Annotated in this window: 13 protein-coding genes; 6 read left to right on the top strand and 7 right to left on the bottom strand. The window is 72.5% G+C overall.

Annotation, left to right across the window (positions count from 1 at the left end; genetic code table 11):
• The first annotated feature begins 167 nt into the window (after window positions 1-167).
• Window positions 168-1403: a macrolide family glycosyltransferase gene (locus AB0C38_RS15535; protein WP_360672646.1), complete on the top strand. Its 1236-nt coding sequence runs from the start codon at window positions 168-170 to the stop codon at window positions 1401-1403.
• An 84-nt stretch (window positions 1404-1487) separates the two neighbouring features.
• Here the strand turns inward: AB0C38_RS15535 and AB0C38_RS15530 are convergent, their stop codons facing one another.
• On the bottom strand, window positions 1488-2336 hold the full coding sequence (locus AB0C38_RS15530) for an ABC transporter permease (RefSeq protein WP_360672643.1): 849 nt from the start codon (window positions 2334-2336) through the stop codon (window positions 1488-1490).
• 3 nt (window positions 2337-2339) lie between these two features.
• On the bottom strand, window positions 2340-3362 hold the full coding sequence (locus AB0C38_RS15525) for an ATP-binding cassette domain-containing protein (RefSeq protein ID WP_360672640.1): 1023 nt from the start codon (window positions 3360-3362) through the stop codon (window positions 2340-2342).
• Between the two features lie 181 nt (window positions 3363-3543).
• Between AB0C38_RS15525 and AB0C38_RS15520 the strand changes: the two genes are divergently transcribed.
• The 4 genes from AB0C38_RS15520 (at window position 3544) to AB0C38_RS15505 (ending at window position 7415) form a co-directional block, all read left to right on the top strand.
• Window positions 3544-4755 carry a macrolide family glycosyltransferase gene (locus tag AB0C38_RS15520; RefSeq protein WP_360672636.1) on the top strand — a complete coding sequence of 404 codons (1212 nt, stop codon included), beginning with the start codon at window positions 3544-3546 and terminating at the stop codon, window positions 4753-4755.
• A 26-nt stretch (window positions 4756-4781) separates the two neighbouring features.
• The gene (locus tag AB0C38_RS15515; protein ID WP_360672633.1) at window positions 4782-5966 is read left to right on the top strand and encodes a cytochrome P450; all 1185 of its coding nucleotides are present in this window, start codon (window positions 4782-4784) and stop codon (window positions 5964-5966) included.
• 478 nt (window positions 5967-6444) lie between these two features.
• A complete protein-coding gene (locus tag AB0C38_RS15510; RefSeq protein ID WP_360672630.1) occupies window positions 6445-7035 on the top strand; it encodes a LuxR C-terminal-related transcriptional regulator in 591 nt (196 codons plus the stop codon).
• A 233-nt stretch (window positions 7036-7268) separates the two neighbouring features.
• Entirely contained in the window at window positions 7269-7415 is a 147-nt protein-coding gene (locus AB0C38_RS15505) for a hypothetical protein (protein ID WP_155545886.1), read from the top strand.
• Window positions 7416-7839: 424 nt separating this feature from the next.
• Here AB0C38_RS15505 and AB0C38_RS15500 read toward each other — a convergent pair whose 3' ends face one another.
• Together AB0C38_RS15500 and AB0C38_RS15495 are read right to left on the bottom strand one after the other, a co-directional pair.
• Window positions 7840-8898 carry a ketoacyl-ACP synthase III family protein gene (locus tag AB0C38_RS15500; RefSeq protein WP_360672628.1) on the bottom strand — a complete coding sequence of 353 codons (1059 nt, stop codon included), beginning with the start codon at window positions 8896-8898 and terminating at the stop codon, window positions 7840-7842.
• Window positions 8895-10109 carry a macrolide family glycosyltransferase gene (locus tag AB0C38_RS15495; RefSeq protein WP_360672625.1) on the bottom strand — a complete coding sequence of 405 codons (1215 nt, stop codon included), beginning with the start codon at window positions 10107-10109 and terminating at the stop codon, window positions 8895-8897. Before AB0C38_RS15495 ends, AB0C38_RS15500 begins: the two co-directional genes overlap by 4 nt.
• 264 nt (window positions 10110-10373) lie before the next feature.
• Between AB0C38_RS15495 and AB0C38_RS15490 the strand changes: the two genes are divergently transcribed.
• Entirely contained in the window at window positions 10374-11567 is a 1194-nt protein-coding gene (locus AB0C38_RS15490) for an aminotransferase class I/II-fold pyridoxal phosphate-dependent enzyme (RefSeq protein ID WP_360672622.1), read from the top strand.
• 52 nt (window positions 11568-11619) lie between these two features.
• Here the strand turns inward: AB0C38_RS15490 and AB0C38_RS15485 are convergent, their stop codons facing one another.
• The 3 genes from AB0C38_RS15485 to AB0C38_RS15475 are packed head-to-tail and all read right to left on the bottom strand — an operon-like array spanning window position 11620 to window position 23964.
• On the bottom strand, window positions 11620-12870 hold the full coding sequence (locus AB0C38_RS15485; protein WP_360672619.1) for an activator-dependent family glycosyltransferase: 1251 nt from the start codon (window positions 12868-12870) through the stop codon (window positions 11620-11622).
• An 11-nt stretch (window positions 12871-12881) separates the two neighbouring features.
• A complete protein-coding gene (locus tag AB0C38_RS15480) occupies window positions 12882-13640 on the bottom strand; it encodes an alpha/beta fold hydrolase (RefSeq protein ID WP_360672616.1) in 759 nt (252 codons plus the stop codon).
• Complete coding sequence (locus AB0C38_RS15475) at window positions 13633-23964, bottom strand: type I polyketide synthase (protein WP_360672613.1); 10332 nt, start codon at window positions 23962-23964, stop codon at window positions 13633-13635. The genes AB0C38_RS15480 and AB0C38_RS15475 overlap by 8 nt, the downstream gene beginning before the upstream one ends.
• Between the last annotated feature and the right edge of the window lie 7 nt (window positions 23965-23971).

Raw genomic sequence — 23971 nt, 5'->3', positions numbered from 1 at the left:
CTCATTCCGAGCAACGAAAGTCGATCAAGACGCGCGGATCCGCAACCTTCGTAGTCACTCTGAAGTGATGTTTAAGCACGTAAAGTGAGGGTAACGAGCCCGAGGGATTCCCCTAGACTTCGCCGCGAAACCGGCTCCGGCCTGGGCTTTCTCGCGATACTCCAGCGATGACCCAGGGCCGGCACATCGTCTTCTTCAGCTTTCCGGGCGTCGGGCACATCAACCCGATGCTGGGCCCGGTCGCAGCGCTCGCCGAGCGGGGCCACCGGGTCACGTTCGTCGTCGCCGACCAGTTCACCGGCCTGCTGCGCGACAGCCCCGCCGACGTGCTGCCGTACCACTCGGACTTCCCCGCGTCGGTCACCAAGGTCGACAGCGCCGACGACGCCGTCACGATGATCATCGACCTGATGCGCGAAGGCTTCGCGGCGCTCGAACCGGCGCTGGAGCGCTTTTCCGGCGACCGGCCCGACCTCATCGTCCACGACACGATCAGCGGGAACGCCGCCCGCGTGCTCGGGCGCGCCTGGGACATCCCGCTCGTCGAGAGCTGCCCCGTCTTCATCGAGAACGACGACGACGAGATCCCCGGCTCGCCCCAGCCGCCCGAGGACCACCCGGCCGCGACCGACTTCGACCACCAGGACCCGCGCCTGGCGCGGTTCGGCGAGGAGTTCGGCGCCGGCGTCTCGGCGCTGCTCACCCGCCACGGCCTGGACCCGAACCTGGCGATGGAAAGCCTCAGCCCGGCCGGCGACGAGCCTCGCCTGGTCTTCATCCCGAAGGCGTTCCACTACGGGAGCGAGACCTTCGGTTCGCGGTACCTGTTCGTCGGCCCGACCGTGGACTGCCGGCCCCTCGAAGGCCACTGGACCCCGCCGGGCGACGGCCGGCCCGTGGTGCTGATCTCGCTGGGCACGTCGATGAGCAAGGACCTCGGGTTCTTCACCGGCTGCATCGAGGCGTTCCGCGGCACGCCGTGGCACGTGGTGCTGACCCTGGGGCGCGGCGCGGACCTGGCCGCGCTCGGCGAGCTGCCGCCGAACGTCGAGGCGCACAACTGGATGCCGCACCCGTCGGTGCTGAAGTACGCGTCGGCGCTCGTGTGCCAGGCCGGGATGGGCAGCGTCCTGGAGGCGCTGCGCTACGAGGTCCCGATCGTCGCGGTCTCCCACAGCGGCGAGACCCTGGCCAACGCCCACCGCGTCGCGGAGCTGGGCCTCGGCCGGCACATCCCGGTCACCGAGGCGAGCGGCCAGGTGATCTTCGACGCGGTGACGGCGATGGCGGCCGACGACTCGCTGACCGCCCGGCTCGGGCTGATGGCCAAGGAGATCGAGCAGGCGGGCGGCGCGGCCGCGGCCGCCGACGCCCTGGAAGCCTTGCTGGCGAAGCAGAAGTAGGGGTTTCGGCCTCGGCCCGATGCAGTGAATGACTCATTCCTGGCGTCCAACGCCAGGAATGAGTCATTCACTGCGTCCGGAACCTCAGGCGGAGCGGCGGAAGCCCCGCGTGGCGACGATCGCCCCCGTGATGCCGATCAGGCCGGCCGCGCCCAGTGCCGCCAGACCGCCGATCCCCACCGGGTTGCCCAGCGCCAGGTTGCGCGACGCGTCGACCGAGTACGTCAGCGGGTTGACCGTGGCCACCGCGCGCAGCCACGCCGGCAGCGACGACAGCGGGACGTAGGCCGAGGACGCGAACATCAGCGGGAACATCACCATGGACGTGACGCCCTGCATCACCTCGACGTTGGAGATCCACACGCCGATCGCCATGAACATCCAGCTGAGCGACCAGCCCACCGCGATGCACATCAGCCACGCCAGCAGCACGCCGGTGAAGCCGCCGCCGGGCGAGAACCCGAACAGCGTCGCGGCCAGCACCAGCATGATCGCCAGCTGCAGCGCGTGCCGCACGACGTCCGCGAGGCTGCGCGCCACCAGCACCGACGCCGACGCGATCGGCAGCGTGCGGAACCGGGCCACGACGCCGTTGCGCATGTCGTCGAGCAGGCCGACGCCCGACTGCAGCGCCACCGACAGCGAGCCCATCACCAGCACCGCCGGCATCAGGTAGTCGATGTAGGACACCCCGGCCGGGAACGAGCTGGTGCCGGCCAGGCTCGCGAACACCTGGCTGAACAGGATCAGCATGATGAGCGGCTGCAGCAGGCCCAGCAGCACGAGTGCCCGGGACGCCACGACCGCCCGCAGCGAGCGGCCGGTGAGGATGATGATCTGCATCGGCACCGAGGTGCCCCGCCACGGACCGCTGCCGCCCGGTCCGGCCACCGCGGAATGGTCCGAAGTGGACAACGTCGTCGGTGCGCTCATGGGTCAGTGCCTCTCGGTGTCTGTGGGGGAATCGACCGGCCCGCCGGAGAGCGCGAGGTACACGTCGTCGAGCCGCGGGTCGACCAGCGCCAGCTCGACCGGCTCGACCGCGACGTCGTCGAGCGCCCGGACCACGCGCACGAGGTCGGTGGACTTCTCCACCGGCACGGTCAGCGCGAGCCCGGCCAGTTCGTCCACTCCGGACACCCGCGGGTCCAGCCCGGCGAGGCGCACGGCGTCCGCGGCGCGCTCGGCGTCGGGCTTGTCGGCCAGCGTCAGGGTGACCGTGCGCTTGCCGACCTGCGCCTTGAGCGAGGCCGAGGTGCCGGCGGCGATCACCTTTCCCTGGGCCAGCACGACGATCTTGTCGGCGAGCCGGTCGGCTTCGTCGAGCATCTGCGTGGTGAGCAGCACGGTCGAGCCGTCGCGCACGAGCTGTTCGACGATCTCCCACATGGCGATCCGGGCCGCCGGGTCGAGGCCCGTCGTCGGCTCGTCGAGGAAGATCACGTCGGGGTGGCCGACCAGGCTGGCGGCCAGGTCGAGCCGCCGCCGCATGCCACCGGAGTAGGTCTTCGCCGGGCGCCCGGCCGCTTCGCGCAGGCCGAACGCGGTCAGCAGCTCGTCCGCCCGTTCCTTGGCCTCCTTGGTGGAGGCGCCGAGCAGGCGGGCGATCAGGATCAGGTTGCGGAAGCCGGAAAGCTGCTCGTCCACCGATGCGAACTGGCCGGTGAGCCCGATGCGGCTGCGCAGGGCCACGGCGTCGCGCTGCACGTCCAGCCCGGCGACACTCGCCCGGCCCGACGTCGGCGTAACCAGCGTGGTCAGCACGTTGACCAAGGTCGTCTTGCCGGCGCCGTTGTGGCCCAGCAGCCCGCACACGGTGCCGCGCGGCACCTGCAGGCTGACGTCGTCGAGCGCGCGGACCTTGCCGAAGTTCTTGGTGATCCCCTCGGCTTCGACCATCACGTCGGAGGTGGCGGGCCGGGCGGCAGGCGCCGGCACGACGGGCAGGGTGCCGGTCACGGCGCGAACCTGCCGGAGATCGGGTGCACGATCAGGATCACGGCCGGTTCCTCCAGTTCGCAAAATCGGACATGTCTACGGGTAGCACACGGAGAATCCCCTTTTCCCTGCTCACGGCGTGACCCGAGGGGTTCGCCTAGACATGGTTGACTGCCCGCCGCGCGCGACTAGCTTTCGATGCATGACTCCCCCGCCGGGAAGCCACATCGCCTTCCTCAACTATCCCGCCCACGGGCACCTCAATCCGACGCTGCCCGTGGCGGCCGAACTCGTGCGCCGCGGCCACCGGGTGAGCTACGTCGTGGCCGAGCAGTACGCCGATGCCGTGCGCGCCACCGGCGCCACGGTGCTGCCGTACGAGTCCCACGTGCCGAAGTCGTGGGACACCGTGGCGATCCCGGAGGAGATCACCGGCGACGTCGTCGCGGAGGCGGGCCTCGCCCAGGCGCTGGAAGGCTTCGCGCCGCTGCCGACGGCGCTCGGCGCCTTCGAAGCCGACCGGCCGGACGTCTTCCTGTACGACGCTTTCGGGTACCCCACCGGACGTCTGCTCGCCCGCAAGTGGGCGATCCCGGCCATCCTGTCGTGCTCGACTTTCGTGGCCAGCGAACGGTTCTCGCCGTACGCCTCGATGGCGGGCAAGGTCCCCGCGCCCGACCCGGAGCACCCCGCGCTCGCCAAGGCCGCGTCGGTGGTCGGGGACGTGCTCGCCGAGCACCTGCCGGGCACCTCCGCCGCCGAGCTCGCGGAAGCCCGTGAGGACACCAAACTCGTCTTCCTGCCCCGGGAGTTCCAGCCCGGCGGCGACACCTTCGACGACGGGTTCGCCTTCGTCGGCCCCTGCCTCGGCGACCGCGCGGGCGGCTGGACCCCGCCGGACGACCGGCCGGTGCTGCTGATCGCCATGGGCAGCTTCGGCTACCACCACCAGCGCGAGTTCTTCGCCTCGTGCCTCGAAGCGTTCGCCGGCTCGCCGTGGCACGTCGTCATGACGATCGGGCGCCTGGTCTCGCCGGCGGAGCTGGGCCCGGTGCCGCCGAACTTCGAGCTGCACCCGTGGGTGCCGCAGCCGGCCGTGCTGAGCCGGGCGAGCGGGTTCGTCTCGCACGCCGGGATGGGCAGCACCATGGAGTCGCTCGCGCTGGGCGTCCCGCCGGTGGTCGTGCCCCGCACGCTGGAGCAGGAGCTCGTCGCCGACCGGCTCGCCGAGCTCGGCCTCGGGGTCCGGCTGGAGCCCGGCGCCGTCGGGGCGGAGTCGCTGCTCGAAGCCGTCACCGACCTCGCCGAGGACGCCGGCGCGCACGAGCGCGTGGCGCGGATGCGCGAGCACATCACCGACGCCGGGGGTGCCGCGGCGGCCGCGGACCGCGTCGAGGCCCGCCTGACCGCCTGACCGCCCGACCCAGGAGTGAATTCGACGTGGACACCACCGAGCTGACCGCTGCCCCGGAGATCGCCCCGGACGGCGGCGCCTCCCTGCTGACCTGGCTGGAGAAGATGCGGGCGGACACGCCCGTGTGGCAGGACGAGGCCGGGGCGTGGCACGTGTTCCGGTCCGCCGACGTCCGCCGCGTCAGCACCGACGCGCAGCTGTTCTCCTCGGACACGACGCGCCTGACCTCCCCCGGGGACCAGGCGCCCCCCGGCACCCTGCTGGTCATCGACCCGCCCGAGCACCGCAAGCTGCGCCGCCTGGTCAGCCAGGCGTTCACCCCGAAGGTCGTCGCCGACCTCGAGCCGCGGATCACCGAGCTCACCCGGGAGCTGCTGGCCGAGGTCAAGCCCGACGCGACGGAGTTCGACCTGGTCGACGTGCTGGCCTACCCGCTGCCGGTGATCGTCATCGCCGAGCTGCTGGGCGTGCCCGCCACGGATCGCGCGCTGTTCCGGGGCTGGGCCGAGGCGCTGATGGCCCTGCAGGTCGACGACCCCAGCACCGGCGAGAAGCTGGCCATCGCGATCGAGGAGATGGAGGCGTACCTCAACGCCCAGATCGCCGACCGGCGCGCCCGGCCCCGCGACGACCTGCTGACCCGGCTCGTGGAGTCCTCGATCGACGGCGAGCGGCTGACCGACGAGGAGGTCGGCAACTTCACCGCGCTGCTGCTGCTCGCCGGGCACGTCACCACCACCATGTTGCTCGGCAACGTGCTGCTCTGCCTGGAGGACGCCCCCGGCGTCTACGAGCAGGTGCGGGCCGACCCGGCGCTGGTGGAGCCGCTGCTCGAGGAGGTGCTGCGGCTGCGGCCGCCGTTCCCCCGGGTGGTCCGGGTGACCACGGCCGACACCGAGGTGGCCGGCACGGTGATCCCCGCCGACTCGATCGTCTGGGCCTGGGTGGTGTCGGCGAACTACGACGAGCGCGAGTTCACCGACCCCGGGCGGTTCGACCTGGACCGCAAGCCGAACAGCCACGCCGCGTTCGGGCACGGCATCCACTTCTGCCTGGGTGCGCCGCTGGCGCGGCTCGAGGGGCGGATCGCGCTGGAGCTGCTGTTCGAGCGGTTCGAGCACCTGCGGATCACCCCGGGTGCCCCGGTGCCGTTCCACGCCGGCGGTGTGTTCGGCGTCCAGCAGCTGTCGGTCACGACCACCGAGGGCTGAACCCTTCGCGGGCGGAGGGTGAACGCCCGGTGCCGCCCGACCGTAGGTGTGTCCCGGGGTGCCGTACCTCCGGTCGGGCGGACCCCAGTGTTAGCCCCCAACCCCCGCACCGGCATTGACGGGCCATACCCCGTTGGCTAGCGTACGAGACGTCGTTTGGTTTGTTTCCAACGAAACGGACCGAAGCGGATCTGGCCGGGTGGACTCGAGGATCGTTCTGGGGAAGGAACTCGAGTTTTCCGCTGGGGTGGTGTGAAGAACCCATCCGGACAGGTGCCGTGGACCCTCTTGAGGGGAGAGCTCGGGGGTCGTCGACGTCTTTCGTCCGTGGACAATGCCTACGAAAACGTAGAACGAATCTGGGGGTTCGAACTCTATGAACACGCGTGTCGATTCCTTGGTCGAGCGTCCGGCGGCCATGGCGCACGGCCTTCCGGCCGTCGCCGAGAGACAGAATCAGAACGTCCCCTCCTGCGACATGTCCGATGTCTGCATCGCGAATCTGGCGCCCGACCTCCGGGTGATCGAGGCCAATGGTGACTTTCTCCGCCAGCTGGGCCGGACCGCGTCCGACGTTTTTGGACAGAGCTTTGTGGACTTCGTGCACCCGAGTGCGAAACAGTTCACCCTCCAGCAGCTGGCGCGGCTGAACGAAGGCCGCCGGGACCGCTTCAGCGCGCGCCTGGTGGGCGTCCGGCCCGCGCAGCCGGTGCTCTCGGGCGGGCTGACCGGCATCGCGGTGCGCAGCCAGTCCGGCCAGGTCACCACGATCGTCGTGCTGATCAAGCCGGACCGCGCCGCGGAGGCCCCGCGCCCGGCGATCGAGAAGACCAAGCTGCTCAGTGAGCTCGACGCGAAGGTGCTCGAGGGCGTCGCGGCCGGGATTTCGACCGTGCAGCTGGCTTCCAAGCTCTACCTCAGCCGGCAAGGGATCGAGTACCACGTCGGCGCGATGCTGCGGCAGTTCAAGTCGCCGAACCGCTCGGCGCTGGTCTCGAAGGCGTACTCGCAGGGCATCCTGTGCATCGGCCAGTGGCCGCCGAAGGTCACCCCGCAGTACATCCGCTGATCGTTTTTCCTGGGCCGGCCGGGCCGCCCGGGTTGGGGTCGATGTCCGGTTTGCGCCGGTATCGACGTCCACCCGGCGACCCGGCCGGTTCTTTTTCCCGAGAGCCGGGAAATCCCTGGGATATGGGTCGCCGAGGGTGCGCTCGGCGGTACCCTGCGCTATCCTGCGAAGGCAGGGATCGATTTTCACCCGGTTCCTTTCGGACCCACTGGCGTAAAGAAAGGATGAAGCGGATGGGCGTTTTCGGGAAAAAGGAAGACGATTCCAAGAAGAAGCCGTCGGACTCCAAGGCGGACAACGCGAAGGCCGACGACGAAAAGAACCGCAAGCGTCGCAGCCGCCTTCTGGGTGGCGCGTACGGCGGCGGCAGCGGCGGCTGACCCCGCACACAACCGACCGAACGAATCGGGTGGGACGAGGGCAACCTCGGACCACCCGATTCGCGTTTCCGGGTATGCGCAGGGACTGTGTAATGAGTTCACGGGATGTTGGTCAGTTTCCACCTGCAGTCTGCGGTGGCTACTCTGTGGCAGCTGTGGTCGCACCCGGAGTGACCGGTGTGGTGCGATGTGGGCGGTTCAGGGGGTGGTCCGGCGTGGTCCGTAGGGGTCGGTGCGGGGTACCCCGCACCGGGGAGGTGGCGGACGCGCGGGCGAAGGTCATGAACGACTCGTTCACCTCGTCCGACGTCATGAACGAGTCGTTCATGACGTCGGGAGCCTGCCGGCCCACCGGCACCGGGCACGCGAAAAGGCCGCCCCCACCGGACCGCGTCCGCTGAAGGCGACCTCAGGCTTCCCCGCCTCAGCTCGTCCGGGGCACGACCGGCCCGGCCCACTCCGGCACGTCGAGGATCTCCACCACCGCGCCGGCCACGCTGACCCCCGGGGCGATCCCGACCATCAGCACGTGGTCACCCGGCGCCAGCTGGCCCGTTCCGAGCATGTTCGCCAGCGACGCCACCTGGTCACTCGCCCCGAGATGACCCAGCCCGCGCCCGAAGTCCCAGTTCGACTTCTCCAGCGGGATGCCCAGCATCGCCAGCAGGCCGTCCTCGACGTACTTGCGCGAGCCGTGGTTGTACGCGATGCGGCTCACCCCGTCGATCCCGATGCCCGCCTCGGCCAGCACGCGGTCGATCAGCTCGGAGCGCGTCTTCAGCAGGTTCAGGCCGCTGTGGAGCATCGTGTCGCGGTTCTCGAAGCCGAAGAAGTCGATGCGCTCGGCGAAGTCCATGAACCGGCCGATCGTCGCGCCCGGGGGGAACATCGGCTCGTCGCCGCGGTGCATGCCCTCCAGCTCGGGCACCGTGATCGAGCTCGCCGACTTCAGCCGCGCGAACCCGGACGTCGTGTTCAGCACGACCGCCGTCGCGCCGTCGCCGATGACGAAGTCCGGGCGCAGGCAGCGCCAGCGGTTCACCAGCGGGGACGTCGAGTTGTCCGACGCCACCGTCATCGCCGTCCCGCCGCCGCGCGCGATCAGGTACGTCGACGCCAGCTCCAGCGCACCGAACATGCCGTTGCAGCCCTGGCGCAGCTGGGCCGCGAGCAGGTCGCCGCCCACCAGGTGCCGCTGCAGCCAGAACTGCGGGAACCAGCCGTCCGGGCCCGAGTGGTAGTTGTCCGCGTACAGCAGGACGTCCAGCGCCTCCGGGTCGACGCCCGCCCGGGCCACGGCCTCCTGCCCGGCCCAGAGCGCCATGTCCGGGGCCGGGGTCTCGCCGGCGCAGGCCGCGCCGGTCAGCCCGGACGTCTCGGCGTCCTCGGCGGTCATCCACCCCTGCTCGATCGCCGCCTCGACGCCGGTGGTCGCCGGCACGTACGTGCCGATCCCGCTGAGGTAGACCTCCGCCAGCTTCACTTCGCCTCCACTTTCGCTCGGAGCCACGATTCGACGGCGTCGGCCGCGCGGGTCTCCCCGCCGGCCAGCGCGACCTGCCCGCACATCCACCGGACGCGCTGGGCGACCACGGGATCGGACGCGGTCGTGGCGACCGCTTCGAGGAGTTCCTCCTCGGTGACGTCGGTCCGCGAAACCACCTGGCCCAGCCCTAGATCGGCGATCCGGGCCGCGGTCACCACCTGGTCGCTCTGGGACGGCGTCACCACCATCGGGACGCCGTAGTGCAGCGCCTCCATCGCGCTGCCCAGCCCGCCGTGGGTGACGAACACCTTGGTGTGCGGCAGCAGCGCCGCGTGCGCGACGAACGGGTGCGCCTCGATGGTGTCCGGCAGCGGGCCCAGCTCGGCCGGGTCGACCCAGCGCCCGAGCGTCAGCACGACGTGGTACGGCTGCCCGGTGAAGGCGCGCACGCACTTGCGGAAGAAGCCCACCTGCTCCCGGCTGCGCGAGGTGCCCAGCGAGATCAGGACGAGCGGCAGCCCGTCCGCGGGCGGGGTCCACTCCCCCGGCGGCGCCGTCCGGTCGAAGCACGGCCCGATGAACGCGAAGCGGTCGCTGAAGGTCTCGCCGTGGATCTGGAACGCCTTCGGCAGGTAGACGAGGTGGTAGCCGGGGTCGCCGCCGGCGGTGTCCAGTTCGGACAGACCGTGCCGGGCCAGCAGCTGCCCGGCGTGCTCCACGAACGCGGCCAGCGCGGGGTCGGTGAGGTCCGGCGGCGCGGCGGCGTCCGTCTCGGCCTGGGCCTCGTTCAGGCGGAAGTGCTCGTTGGAGGCGAACTCCGGGACCGACTGCACCGTGGGCACCGAGAACTTCCGCGCGATCAGCCGTGCCGTCTCGGACGCCGCCAGGTCGTGCACCACCAGGTCCGGCGGGTCGTCGGCGAACCGCCGCATGGCGGCGTCGAGCGGCGCGAGGCCCTCGCCCATGAACGCCAGCATGGCCCGCAGCGCGTAGCCGTCGGAGGCGGTGTCGCCCAGCCCGGTCGCCCACGGGAACGTCGAGGTGTAGGGCAGCACTTCGGCGCCGGTCGCCGCCACCTTCGCGGCGAACTCGTCGACCACCGCGAAGGTGACCCGATGGCCGCGGCGCACCAGCTCGGCGACGATCGGGAGGACCGGCGCGACGTGGGCGTACGCGGGGAAACTGAAGACGGCGATGTGCCTGCTCACCGGTGCATCGTCGGGCACCGGGACCCCGTGTCGCACCGGCTACCACGCAAGTTCTGGCTATTCCCCCCAAAACCGCTTTGAACGTTTCTACGCCGGGACGACTAGGGGGTTCCACAGAGTTTCGCGCCAGGATCCGTCACGCGGTCACGGCGTACTTATCCTGCAGAAGACCGCACGAGGGGGATCTCAACACCTGTTGTAAAGCAACGAAATGCACGTCATCGCGGGAAAGGGCAGACCGCGACCCCTGGGGAAGGACCTTTCATGAAGACGAGCGTTGACGACCTGGCACTGTTCGGGGGCCCGATGGCCTTCGACAAGACTCTGGTGGTGGGGAAGCCGAGCACCGGTGACCGGGCGAAGTTCTACGAGCGGCTCGAGGTGGCCCTCGACAGCGGACGGCTGACCAGCGGCGGCCCGCTGGTCAGGGAGTTCGAGGCGCGGATCGCCGACCACGCCGGTGCGAAGCACTGCGTCGCCACCTGCAACGGCACGATCGCGCTCGAGGTGATGGCCCGGGCGGCCGGGCTCACCGGCGAGGTCATCATGCCGTCCATGACCTACGTCGCGACCGCGCACGCGATGCGCTACCTCGGCCTGACGCCGGTCTTCTGCGATCTCGACCCGGCCACCGGGTGCATCGACCCCGAGCAGGTCGAGCGCCTGATCACCGACCGCACGACCGGGCTGGTCGGCGTGCACCTGTGGGGCCAGCCGGCGGCCATCCAGGAGCTCGAGAAGATCGCCGAGCTGCACAACCTGACCCTCTTCTTCGACGCCGCGCACGGCATCGGCTGCACCTTCGGCTCCCAGCCCCTCGGCGGGTTCGGCAAGGCCGAGATGTTCAGCTTCCACGCGGCGAAGGTCGTCACCACGTTCGAGGGCGGCGCGATCGTCACCAACGACGACGAGTTCGCCCAGCGCGCCCGCTACACCCACAACTTCGGCTGGGGCGAGGAGCACGTCACCGAGTTCGCCGGCACCAACGCCAAGATGAGCGAGGCATCGGCGGCCATGGGGCTGACCTCGCTGGACGCGCTACCCGCGACCATCGCCGCCAACCGCGCCCACTACGAGCAGTACAGCGCCGAGCTGGCCGGGCTGCCCGGCCTGGAGATGCACCGCTACGACGACGAGAACCGCAACAGCTACCACTACAACGTCGTCAAGGTCGACGAGGACGAGTGCGGCCTGTCCCGCGACACGATCCTCGACCTGCTGCGGGCGGACAACGTGGTGGCGCAGCGCTACTTCTCGCCGTGCGTGCACGAGTGCGAGCCCTACCGGACCGAGCGGCCGGTCTCGCTGCCCGCCACCGACGCGTTCTCCCGGCGGGTGCTGACGCTGCCGACGGGCCCGTCGGTGACGAGCGAGCAGGTCCACGAAGTCTCGGCCCTGGTCACCTTCGCGATCGAGCACGCACCCGAGATCCGCCGCCGCCTGGCCTCCCGCGGCTGACGCACTGCCATGAACGACTCTTTCATGTCGCCGGACGACATGAAAGAGTCGTTCATGACTTCTCGGCGACCAGCTTCTCCAGGTCGGCCACCAGCTCGGCCGGGGTCGGCTGGGCCAGGGCGAGGTCACGCAGGCGACGCGCGTTGGCCGCGAACTCCGGTTCCCCGACCAGCCGGGCCACCGCAGACCGCAGGTCTTCGGCGGTGAAGCCGTTGTGGGTGAACAGCAGTCCCGCGCCTTCGTCGACCAGCCGCTGGGGACGCACGAGGTGGTCGGCGATCGGCGTGGTCACCGTCAGCTGCGGGACCCCGGCCACCAATGCCGCGCCGTAGCTGCCGAAACCGCCGTGGTGCACGATCGCCGCGCAGCTCGGCAGCACCGTGTGCAGGGCGACCGACTCGACGACCCGGACGTTCTCCGGGACTTCGTCCAAGGCCTTCCGTTGCTCGGGCACCAGCGCGGCGACCACCTCGATGTCCAAAGTGGACAAAGCGGTCAGGATGTCCGGAATGGACACGTAGTCGCCGCCGAACGCGTCCGTGTTGGACGAACCCAGCGTCAGGCACACGCGCGGCCGTGACGGCGGTTCGCGAAGCCAGTCCCACACCACCGCCCGGCCGTTGTAGGGCACGTGCCGCACCGGCAGCCGCCGGACGCCGGAGTGCGCGCCGAGCGACTCCGGCAGCGGGTCGATCGTCGCCTGGCCGGTGACGAGCTCCTCGTCGAAGTCCACGCCGAACGGGCGCCCGGTCAGGTCGAGCCAGTCGAACAGCGGATCTTCCCGCTCCTCGGCCGGCTGCTGCGCCATCACCTGGAGGAACGTCCGGCGCATGGCGCACCAGACGTCGGCCCAGCACAGCTGCCGGACGTGCGCGGCGCCGCACGCCTTCGCCGCGATCGCCCCCGCGTAGGTCAGCGCGTCCCAGACGACCAGGTCCGGCTGCCACTCCCGCGCGTAGGCGACCAGGTCCCCGACCATCTCGTCGTTGTAGATGGCGAACCCCGCCCACACGGTGAACGTGTAGCGCTGGTGCAGCGCCTCCCAGGTGTGCGACGCCGGGTCGGTGTCGTTCCAGTTCGCGATGTCGGCTTCCTGCGCGTCGCGGTTCTGCTTCATGCCCTCGTGCATCGTGTTGTCCACGCCGACCGGCACCGCGGTCAGCCCGGTGCCGGTGACGACGTCGGTGAACCCGGGCGACGCGGCCACCCGCACCTCGTGCCCGGCCGCGACCAGCGCCCAGGCAGCCGGGACCATGCAGAACAGGTGGGACTTCTCGTCCAGCGTCACGAACAACACGCGCACGGGAGTGCCTTTCAGTGGTGGCCGGAGAACGTGCCCGCGAGCCGCGTCGAGATCAGCCGCAGCACCTCGGGCTGGTGGTCGGCGAGGAAGAAGTGCCCGCCGTCGAACACCTTCAGCTCGAACTCGCCGTCGGTGTGGTCCTGCCAGGCGCGCGCCTCGTCGAGGGTGGTCTTCGGGTCGGCGTCGCCGGTCAGCACGGTGATCGGCGTGCTCAGCTTCGGTCCCGGCGCCTTGACGTAGGTCTCGGCGGCCTTGTAGTCGTTGCGGATGGCCGGCAGCGCCATCCGCAGGATCTCTTCGTCGCCCAGCACCGCCGCGTTGGTGCCGCCGAGCTTGCGCATCTCCGCGATGACCCCGTTGTCGCCGAGCTTGTGCACGGACTCGTCACGGCGGCACGCGGGCGCCCGGCGGCCCGACGCGAACAGGTGCAGCGGGGACACGCCGTCGCGCTCCAGCCGGGTGGCGACCTCGAACCCGAGCGTCGCGCCCATGCTGTGCCCGAACAGCGCGAACGGCCGCCGGGTCCGCTCCGCCAGTACTTCGGCGACCCGGTCCGCGAGCTCGGGAATGGAGTCGATCCCCGGCTCCAGCCGGCGGTCCTGGCGGCCCGGGTACTGCACGGACAGGACCTCGACCGAGCGGCCGAGCCCGGCGGACATCGGGAAGTAGAAGCTGGCCGAGCCGCCCGCGTGCGGCAGGCAGAACAGCTGGACGGCGCCCGCGTCCGCGTCGTGGTAGCGGCGGAGCCAGAGCTCCGGGTTCTCAGTCATGCGTGAACTCCGTCCTCAGGGTGGTGCCGAGCCAGCCGCGCACGGTCTCGGCGGTGGTGGCGGCGTGGTCCTCGACCATGGTGAAGTGGTTGCCCGGCACATCGACGACGGTGTCGGCGGTGTCCCAGTGCGTCTGCCATTCCTCGGGAGCCAGCCGCCCGTCGTCGACAGGGGGTTCCGACGAGCGGACCAGCAGCAGCGGGACCGACAGCTTCGCGGGCGACCAGCCGGCCATGAGCCGGAAGTACCAGCTCATCGCCGAGAGCCGGGCGACGTCCATCGGCGCGAACACCTCTTCGCGGTCGAACATGCCGCCGAACAGCTCGTCGCGGAACCGGTCGAGCGGTGAGTCCTCTCGCGGCAGGTAGCTGTCGAGCAGCACGACGGCCAGCGGCGGGGTGCCCCGCTCTTCGAGGACCTCGGCGGCGGCGTGCGCGAGCATCCCGCCCGAGGACGAACCGAGCAGCACGAACGGCTCTCCGCCGGCGACGCGCAACACCGAGTCCGCTTGTACCTCGGCCACCGCGCGGACGCTGTTCGGCAGGGCCTCGCCCTTGACGAACCCGGGCGCCGGCAGTGCGTGCACGTCGTGGTCGCCGCGGAACGGCGAGGCGAACCGGGCGTACTGGTGCACCCCGGCCAGCGCCACGTACGAGCTGAAGCAGATCAGCTTCGGCGTGCGCTCCCCGGCCGCCAGTTGCACCGACCCCGGCTGCTCGGCCAGGTCGGCGGGCGTGTCGAAGGTGGGCCGCAGCAGCGCGGCGTTCTGCAGCAGCTCGAAGCCCTCCTTCATCTTGCCGAGCTCGCAGGCCGTGCGGAACAACGCGCTGAGCGTCTCGCCGGCGTCCACAGTGGACGCCGGTTGCGCGTCCGCGCCGACGTTCAGCTCCGCCCGCAGGTGCGCGGCGAGGTCCGCCGGTGCCGGGAAGTCGAAGACCAGCGTGGGCGGCAGCCGCAGGCCGGTGGACGCGCCCAGGGCGTTGCGCAGCTCGACCGCGGTGAGCGAGTCGAAGCCCGCGACGAGGAACCCGACGTCCGGGCGCACGGCCTCGGGGCCGGCGTGGCCCAGCACCGTGGCCGCGGTGGCCCGGACCAGGTCCAGCAGCACGGTTTCCTGGTCCTGCTGAGCTTTCCCGGCCAGGGCGGCACGCAAGGCGGCCTCGCCGGACACCGGGGCGGCGGCCGACGCGGCCCGCTTGGCCGGGCGCACGAGTCCCTTGAGGACGGAAGCGACGTGGCCGCCCAGTCCCGTCAGGTCCAGCTTCGCGGGGACCAGCGCGGGTTCGGCGAGCGCGGTGGCGGTGTCGAACAACGCCAGCCCCTGCTCGACCGGCAGCGCGTGGACGCCGCCGCGCGACATCCGCTTCCGGTCGGCGGAGTCCAGCGCGGCACTCATCCCCGTCCCGGCGTCCCACAGGCCCCAGGCCAGCGCCTGGGCGGGCAGGCCGCGGGCGGCGCGATGGGCCGCGAGCGCGTCGAGGAAGGCGTTCGCGGCGGCGTAGTTGCCCTGCCCGGGTCCGCCGAAGGTGGCCGACACCGAGGAGAAGAGCACGAACGCCGAGAGGTTCCGGTCCGCGGTCAGCTCGTGCAGGTGCCAGGCGGCGTCGACCTTGGGCCGCAGCACCGCGTCCATCCGCTCCGGGTTGAGCGAGGACAGGACACCGTCGTCGAGCACCCCGGCCGCGTGCACGACCCCGGCGAGGTCGGGGATGCCCGTCAACAGTTCGGCGAGCGCGGCCCGGTCCGCGGTGTCGCAGGCGGCGAGCCGGACGTCCGCGCCCAGCGCGGCCAGCTCGTCCCGGAGCTCGGTGGCGCCGTCCGCGTTCCGGCTGGTCAGCACGAGCCGCCGGACGTCGTGCGCGGTGACCAGGTGCCGGGCCAGCACGCGGCCCAGGCTGCCGGTGGCGCCGGTGAGCAGCACCGTGCCGTCCGGCCCGAAGGGACGCTTGCCGGTGGCGGCTTCGGTGGTGGCGCGGGTCAGGCGGGCGGCGAGCAGGGCACCTTCCCGGATGGCGAGCTGCGGTTCGTCGGCGAGGACCGCCGACGGCAGCGCCGCCGCGGACTCGTCGTGGTCGTCGAGGTCGATCAGGCGGACCCGGCCGGGGTGCTCCGACTGCGCCGAGCGGACCAGGCCCCACACCGGCGCGCATGCCAGGTCAGGGACGTCGTCGCCGGCCGCGGCGGCCACCGCACCCCGGGTCACCACGACCAGGCGGGAGGCGGCGAACCGCTCGTCGGCCAGCCAGTCCTGCAGCAGGGAGAGCACGTCGTGCGCGGTCGCCCGCGCGGCGTCCGGCAGCTCGCCGGCGGCCGGAGTACGCACGGCCAGCACCGCTTCCGGCACGGCCATGCCGAGGCCGACCGCGGCACCGAGTGCCGCGAGATCCACATAGGACTCACACGTGACGCCGGACGCGTCGAGCACCGGCCCGAGCTTGAGGTCGTCCTCGCCGACGACGGCCCACCGCCGGGCGACGGCTTCGACCGGCGCCGGCGGGACGGGCTGCCAGTCGAGCCGGAACAACGACTCGGGGGTCTTCCGGACCGCCGGCACCGACCCGGCGACCAGCGGGCGCAGCACCAGCGCGTCGACCGACGCCACCGGGTGACCGGCCGGGTCGGCCAGGCTCAGCTTGACCGTGTCGTGGCCGTTCGGGGTCACCGTGACCCGGACCGCGGTGGCGCCGCTCGCGTGCAGCGTCACCCCGCTCCAGGAGAACGGGAGGTAGTTCCGGCCCGCCCACTCGGCGACCGTGCCGAGCACGTGCAACGACGCGTCGAGCAGCGCCGGGTGCAGGCCCGACCGGGCCGCGTCCGCGTGTTCTTCGGGCCGCAGGGCCACTTCGGCGTGCACCTCGTCGCCGAGCCGCCAAGCCGCGCGCAGGCCCTGGAAGGCCGGGCCGTAGCCGAACCCGCCCTCCGGGCCCCCGGTGTAGAGGCCGTCGAGGTCCAGGGGCTCGGCCCCGGGCGGCGGCCACTGCGTCAGGTCTTCGGGGACGGGACCGGGTTCGGCGGCCAGCCGGCCGCTGGCGTGCCGGGTCCACGGCTCGTCGTCGAGTCGCGAGTGGACGGTGACCGGCCGCGTGCCGCTGTCGTCCGGCGCACCGAGGACGACCTGCAGCTGGACGCCGTCACGGGCGGGCAGGGGCAACGGCGTTTCGATGACCAGTTCATCGATGCCGCCCGCGGCGACCTGCTCCGCCGCGCGCAGGACCAGCTCGACGAACCCGGTGCCGGGGAACAACGTGCTGCCCGCGACGACGTGGTCGGCGAGCCAGGGGTGGGTGCGCGGCGAGATCCGGCCGGTGCACACCACGGCGCCGTCGTCGGCGTTCGTGACCGACGCGCCCAGCAGCGGGTGGTCCGGCCGGTCGAGGCCCGCCATCGTGACGTCCCCGGCCGGTGTCAGGGAGAACTCGGGCCAGAACCGCTCGTGCTGGAAGGCGTACGTCGGCAGCGACTCCGGTTCGCCGGTTCCGCCGAGGACGGTCCCCCAGTCCACGGTGGAGCCGCTGACGTGCAGTTTCGCCAGTGCGGTCAGCAGTTCCCTCGGCTCGTCCCGGTCCTTGCGCAGCGCGGCGGCGACCAGTGCCCGGTCGTCCAGGCAGGACGCGGCCATCGCGGCGAGGACGCCGTCCGGGCCCAGCTCCACGAACCGGGTCACGCCCGCTCCGGCGAGCGTGGCGACGGCGTCGGCGAACCGCACCGTCCCCCGGGCCTGGCGCAGCCAGTACTCCGGCGAGGTCAGCTCGGTCGCCGGTGCGCCGGTCACCGTCGAGACGATCGGGATCGCGGGCGGCGCGAACGTGACGCCGGCCAGGACGCGGCCGAACTCCGCGAGCATCCCGTCCATGTCCGGCGAGTGGAAGGCGTGCGAGACGCGCAGCCGCCGGGTCTTGCGCCCGGCCCAGTGCCGCCCGACCTCGAGGACGCCGTCCTCGGCGCCGGAGACCACGACGGACGTCGGCCCGTTGACCGCGGCGAGCTCGACACCGGCGGGCAGCGTCGGCACGACCTCGGTCTCGGTGGCCTCGATCGCGAGCATCGCCCCGCCCGCGGGCAGGGCCTGCATGAGCCGGCCGCGCGCGGCGACGACGGCGCAGGCGTCGGAAAGCGACCACACGCCCGCGACGTGCGCGGCGGCCAGCTCGCCGATCGAATGCCCGGCGAGCTGGTCCGGCCGCACACCCCAGGACTCCAGGAGCCGGAACAGGGCGACTTCGACCGCGAACAGCGCGGGCTGGGTGTAGGCGGTCTCGTCGAGCAGCTCGGGTTCGGTGTCGACGACATCCCGGAGCGGCCGGTCGAGGTGGCCGTCGAACTCCGCGCACACCTCGGCGAAGGCCTCGGCGAACACCGGGAACTCGCGCCGCAGTCCGGCGCCCATGCCGAGCCGTTGCGCGCCTTGGCCGGTGAAGAGGAACGCGGTCGCACCCTCGGCGCGCACGCCGGTGGTGACGCCGGGCGCGGGACGGTCGGCAGCGACAGCGGCCAGGCCCCGGACCAGTTCGTCACGATCGGTACCCACGACGACGGCGCGGTAGCCGAACACGGTACGGGCGGCGAGAGCCGTCCCGATCTCGGCGGGCTCGGCCGAGTGGGCCGCGGCGTGGCTCAGCAGCCGTTCGGCCTGCCCCCGCAGAGCTTCCGGAGTGTGGCCCGACACCATCCACGCCGTCAGGTCGCGCGTCTCGCCGGGCTCCGCTTCGGGCAGGGTCGGCGCGGCCTCGATGATGACGTGGGCGTTGGTGCCGCTCACCCCGAACGACGAGACGCCGGCGCGGCGGGGACCTTCGCTTTCGGGCCACGGCACCGGCTCGGACAGCAGCTTGACCGCGCCGGCGGACCAGTCCACATGGGACGAGGGCACGTCGGCGTGCAGGGTCCGGGGCAGCAGGCCGTGCCGCAGGGCCAGCACCATCTTCATGACGCCGGCCACGCCCGCCGCCGCTTGGGTGTGGCCGACGTTGGACTTGACCGAACCCAGCCACAGCGGCCGGTCGCGGTCACGACCGTACGTGGCGATGAGCGCCTGCGCCTCGATCGGGTCACCCAGCGACGTCCCGGTCCCGTGCGCCTCGACGGCGTCCACATCGGACGGTGCCAGGCCCGCACTCGCCAGCGCGGCCCGGATGACGCGTTGCTGCGAAGGACCGTTCGGGGCGGTCAGCCCGTTCGACGCGCCGTCCTGGTTCACCGCGCTGCCCCGCACGACCGCCAGCACCGGGTGCCCGTTGCGGTGCGCGTCGGAAAGCCGTTCCAGCACGAGCATCCCGGAGCCCTCGCCCCAGCCGGTGCCGTTCGCGTCGTCGGAGAAGGCGCGGCAGCGGCCGTCCGGCGACAGGCCTCGCTGCCGGCTGAACTCGACGAACGAGCCCGGCGTCGACAGCACGGTGACCCCGCCGGCGAGCACGAGCGAGCACTCCCCCGCACGCAGGGCCTGGATCGCCCAGTGCAGAGCGACCAGCGACGACGAGCACGCCGTGTCCACGGTGACGGCCGGGCCCTCGAGCCCGAGCGCGTAGGAGATCCGGCCCGAGAGCACGGAAGCGGCGTTGCCGGTGCCGAGGTAGCCTTCGGCGCTCTTCGGCGACAGCGCGAGCAGTGCGGGGTAGTCCTGGCCGTTGGTCCCGGCGAACACCCCGACGGGCTGACCGCGCAGCGACTCCGGGTCGATGCCCGCGCGTTCGAGGGCTTCCCAGGACGTCTCGAGCAGCAGCCGCTGCTGCGGGTCCATGGCCAGGGCTTCCCGGGGCGAGATCCCGAAGAAGGCGGGGTCGAACAGCGTGGCGTCGTCGAGGAAACCGCCTTCGCGGGCGTACGACGTGCCCTCGCTGTCGGGGTCCGGGTCGTAGAGCGCGTCGAGGTCCCAGCCGCGGTCGGCCGGGAAGCCGCCGATCGCGTCGCGGCCCTCGGCGAGCAGCGTCCACAGCTCGTCCGGGCTGTGGACGCCCCCGGGGAACCGGCAGGCCATCGACACGATCGCGATCGGCTCGTCGTCGGTCCGGGCAGCCGCGGGCGCGAGCACCGCCGGTCCCGCGTCGCCGGCCAGGTGCGCGGCCAGGGCCTTGGGGGTGGCGTAGTCGTAGATCAGCGTGGCGGGCAGCGGCTGCCCGGTGGCCGCGGCCAGGCGGTTGCGGAGTTCGACGGCGGTCAGCGAGTCGAAGCCGAGGTCCTTGAACGCCCGGTCCGGCTCGACCGCCGCGGCGTTCGCGTAGCCGAGCACGAGCGCCACCGCGGTGCGGACGACGTCGAGCACGTTGGCCGGCCGGTCCGCGGCGGGTTCGGCGACCGGCCGGGTCCGCGGCGGGACGAGCCCGGTGAACACCGGCGGCAGGACCGGGGCGGCGCCGAGCACGTCGAAGTCGAACCGGATCGGCAGCACGGCGGGCTCCCCGCCGCGGCAGGCCGCGTCGAACAGCCGCAGACCCTCCACAGTGGACAGCGGGATCATGCCGGTGGCACCCAGCCGGCGGCGGTCGCGGTCGGCGAGAGTGCCGGTCATGCCGCCGGCCTGCTCCCAGAGCCCCCAGCCGAGCGCGAGCGCGGGCCGGTCGTGGTCGCGGCGGTGGCGGGCCAGCGCGTCGAGCCAGACGTTGGCCGCCGCGTAGTTCGCCTGCCCGGCCGGGCCGAGCGTGCCGGAGATCGAGGAGAACACGACGAACGCGGTCAGCTCGACCTCGGCCGTCAGCTCGTGCAGGTTGGTGACGGCGTCGATCTTCGGGCGCAGCACGGCGTCCAGGCGCTCGGGGGTCAGCGCGGACACGACGCCGTCGTCGAGGACGCCGGCCACGTGGACGACACCGGTCAGCGGCCGGTCCGCCGGGATACCGGCCAGCAGCGCGGCCAGCGCGTCCCGGTCGACGGCGTCACAGGCCGCGACCACCGGTTCCGCGCCGAGCTCGGTCAGGTCCGCGACCAGCTCGGCCGCGCCGTCGGCGTCCGGGCCGCGACGGCTCGCGAGGAGCAGGTGGCGCACCCCGTACCGGGTGGCCAGGTGGCGGGCGACCAGCGCGCCCAGCGCCCCGGTCCCGCCGGTGACCAGCACCGTCCCTTCCGGACCGAAGGACGCCGACGGGCCGGGCTCGGCCGACGTGAGCTTGGCCAGGCGTGCCGCCCGGATCTCGCCGTCGCGCAGCAGGAACTCGGGTTCGCCGGTGGCGAGCGCGGCGGGCAGCAGCCGCACGGCCGCCGGCTCGTCGAAGTCGGCGAGCACGAACCGGCCGGGGTTCTCCGCCGCGGCCGACCGCACCAGGCCCCACACCGGAGCTTGCGCGAGGTCCGTGACCCCGTCGGCGACGGCGGCGGCGCGGGTCAGCACCACCAGGGTGCGGCCGTCGAACCGCTCGTCGGCCAGCCAGGAGCGCACGAGGTGCAGCGCGCGCCGCGCGGCCTCGCCCGGGGTGTCCGCTTCGGACCGGGACAGGAACGGGGCGACCAGGACATCGGGCAGCGCGCCCGCTTCCGCGACGCTGTCGAGGTCGGGGTGGCAGGCCAGCGCGCCCAGCTCGGCGAGCAGGGCGGCGCCGAGCTCGCGGTGGCCGGAGCCGAGCACGGCCCACGCCGCTGGGATCGGCTCCCCCGCCGGGACCGGCACCCAGTCGAGCTTGAGCAGCGAGTCCCGGGTGGCGCCGCCGACCGGTTTGGGCAGGTCGGGCCAGTAGGTCTCGCGTTGGAAGGCGTACGTCGGCAGTTCCGCCGCCCGCGCGCCGGTGAACAGCTCGCCCCAGGCGGCCCGCGCACCGCGGACGTACACGCTCGCGACGGCGGACAGGGCGGTCCGGACCTCGTCGCGGTCCTTGCGCAGCAGCGAGGCGACCGTCGCGCCGGGCAGGCACTCCTCGGTCATGGCGGCGAGGACGCCGTGGGGGCCGAGCTCCAGGAACCGGGTGGTGCCGAGGTCCGCGAGCGCGGCCACGGCGGTGGCGAACCGGACGGGCTCCCGGACCTGCCGCACCCAGTAGCCCGAGGTGGCCAGCTCGTCGGTCACCGGCACCCCGGTCACCGTCGAGACGATCGGGAGGCGCGGCCGGGCGTAGGTGATCCGCTCGGTGACCCGGCCGAACTCGGCCAGCATCGGGTCCATCAGCGGGGAGTGGAAGGCGTGGGAGACGGTGAGCCGCCGGGTCCGGCGGCCGAGCGCGGCGAAGTGCCGCTCGATCTCTCCGGCGGCGGCTTCTTCGCCGGACACCACGACGGAGTCCGGGCCGTTGACCGCCGCGAGGGAGACGGCACCGGTGAGCAGCGGCGTCACCTCGTCTTCGGTGGCCTGGACGGCGACCATCGCGCCTCCGCGCGGCAACGCCTGCATGAGACGTCCGCGCGCCGCCACCAGCTCGGCGGCGTCGGCGAGGGAGAACACGCCCGCGACGTGCGCGGCGGCCAGCTCGCCGATCGAGTGCCCGGCGAGGTGGTCGGGGGTCACGCCCCAGGACTCCAGCAGCCGGAACAGCGCGACCTCGACCGCGAACAGCGCGGGCTGGGTGTAGGCCGTCTCGTCCAGTTCTTCGCCCGACCAGACCACTGTCTTGAGTGGACGGTCGAGGTGCCGGTCGAACTCCGCGCAGATCTCGTCGAACGCGGTGGCGTAAGCGGGAAAACGCTCGTACAGTTCGCGGCCCATGCCGGCGCGCTGCGCGCCCTGGCCGGTGAACAGGAACGCGGTCAGCCCCTCGGCGACCGCGCCGCGGACGAGCCCGGGCACGTCGTCGCCCTTCGCGAGCGCGCGTACGCCCTCGGCCAGTTCGGCCGCGTCGCCGACCAGCACGGCCCGGTGCTCGAAGGCCGAGCGGGTCGTGGCGAGCGCCAGCCCGATCCCGACGGGGTCACCTTCGACCCCGGCCAGCCGGGCGGCCTGGGCGCGGAGCGCGGCCTCCGTCCGTCCGGAAAGGACCCACGGCACGACCGACGGCGTGGTTTCGTTCTGGGGTAATGCTTCTTCGGCCGGGGGCGCGGCCAGGAGCACGTGCGCGTTGGTGCCGCTGACGCCGAACGCCGAGACGCCCGCGTGGCGCACCCGCCCGTCCGCCGGCCACGGGACCGGCTCGGTCAGCACGCGGACGTCGCCGGCCGACCAGTCCACCCGCGACGTCGGCTGCTCGACGTGCAAGGTCTTCGGCAGGACGCCGTGCCGCAGGGAAAGCGCCATCTTGATGACGCCCGCCACGCCGGCTGCGGCCTGGGTGTGCCCGAGGTTCGACTTGATCGAGCCGAGCCACAGCGGGCGTCCGGCCGGCCGGTGCTCGCCGTAGGTGGACAGCAGGGCCTGCGCCTCGATCGGGTCGCCCAGGCTGGTGCCGGTCCCGTGCGCCTCGACGGCGTCCACATCGGACGGTGACAGACCCGCATCGGCGAGCGCGGCGCGGATGACCCGCTGCTGCGACGGGCCGTTCGGGGCGGTGAGCCCGTTCGACGCGCCGTCGGAGTTGATCGCCGAGCCCGCGACGATCGCGAGCACGGGGTGCCCGTGGCGCCGGGCGTCGGACAGCCGCTCCAGCAGGACGACGCCGGCGCCCTCGCCCCAGCCGGTGCCGTCGGCGCCGTCGGCGAACGCCTTGCACCGGCCGTCCGCGGCCAGTCCCTGCTGCCGGCTGAAGCCGATGAACGCGCCGGGTGTGGTCATGACGGTGACGCCGCCGGCGAGCGCGAGGTCGCACTCCCCCTCGCGCAGCGCGTGCGCGGCCCAGTGCAGCGCGACCAGCGAGGACGAACACGCCGTGTCGACGGTGACGGCCGGGCCTTCCAGCCCGAGCGCGTAGGAGATCCGTCCGGAAAGGACGCTCGCCGCGTTGCCGGTGCTCTCGTAGCCGTCGCCGACGCCGGGCGCGAGGCTGAGCAGCCCCGGGTAGTCCTGGCCGTTGGTCCCGGCGAACACGCCGACCGGCGCACCCCGCAGGGACGCCGGGTCGATCCCGGCCCGCTCCAGTGCTTCCCACGACGTCTCGAGCAGGAGCCGCTGCTGCGGGTCCATGGAGAGGGCTTCGCGGGGCGAGATGCCGAAGAAGGCCGCGTCGAACGCGCCCGCGTCGCGGACGAACCCGCCCTGGCTGACGTAGCTCGTGCCCGGGTGGTCCGGATCGGGGTGGTAGACGGTGTCGAGGTCCCAGCCGCGGTCGTCCGGGAAGTCCGTCAGCGTGTCGGTCCCGGTTTCGAGCACCCGCCAGAGGTCCTCGGGCGTCTCGACGCCACCGGGGAACCGGCAGGCCATCGACACGATCGCGATCGGCTCGGGCGTGGTGGATTCGGCCTCCCGCAGCCGTTCCCGGGTCTCGTGCAGGTCGGCGGTGACCTTGCGCAGGTACCCGAGCAGCTTCTCCTCGTTCACGTCGCAC

The sequence above is a fragment of the Amycolatopsis sp. NPDC048633 genome (genome assembly GCF_040650695.1).
Lineage (GTDB): Bacteria > Actinomycetota > Actinomycetes > Mycobacteriales > Pseudonocardiaceae > Amycolatopsis.
Note: the sequence above shows the minus strand (reverse complement) of the source record. Positions and strands in the feature narration are given on the sequence as shown.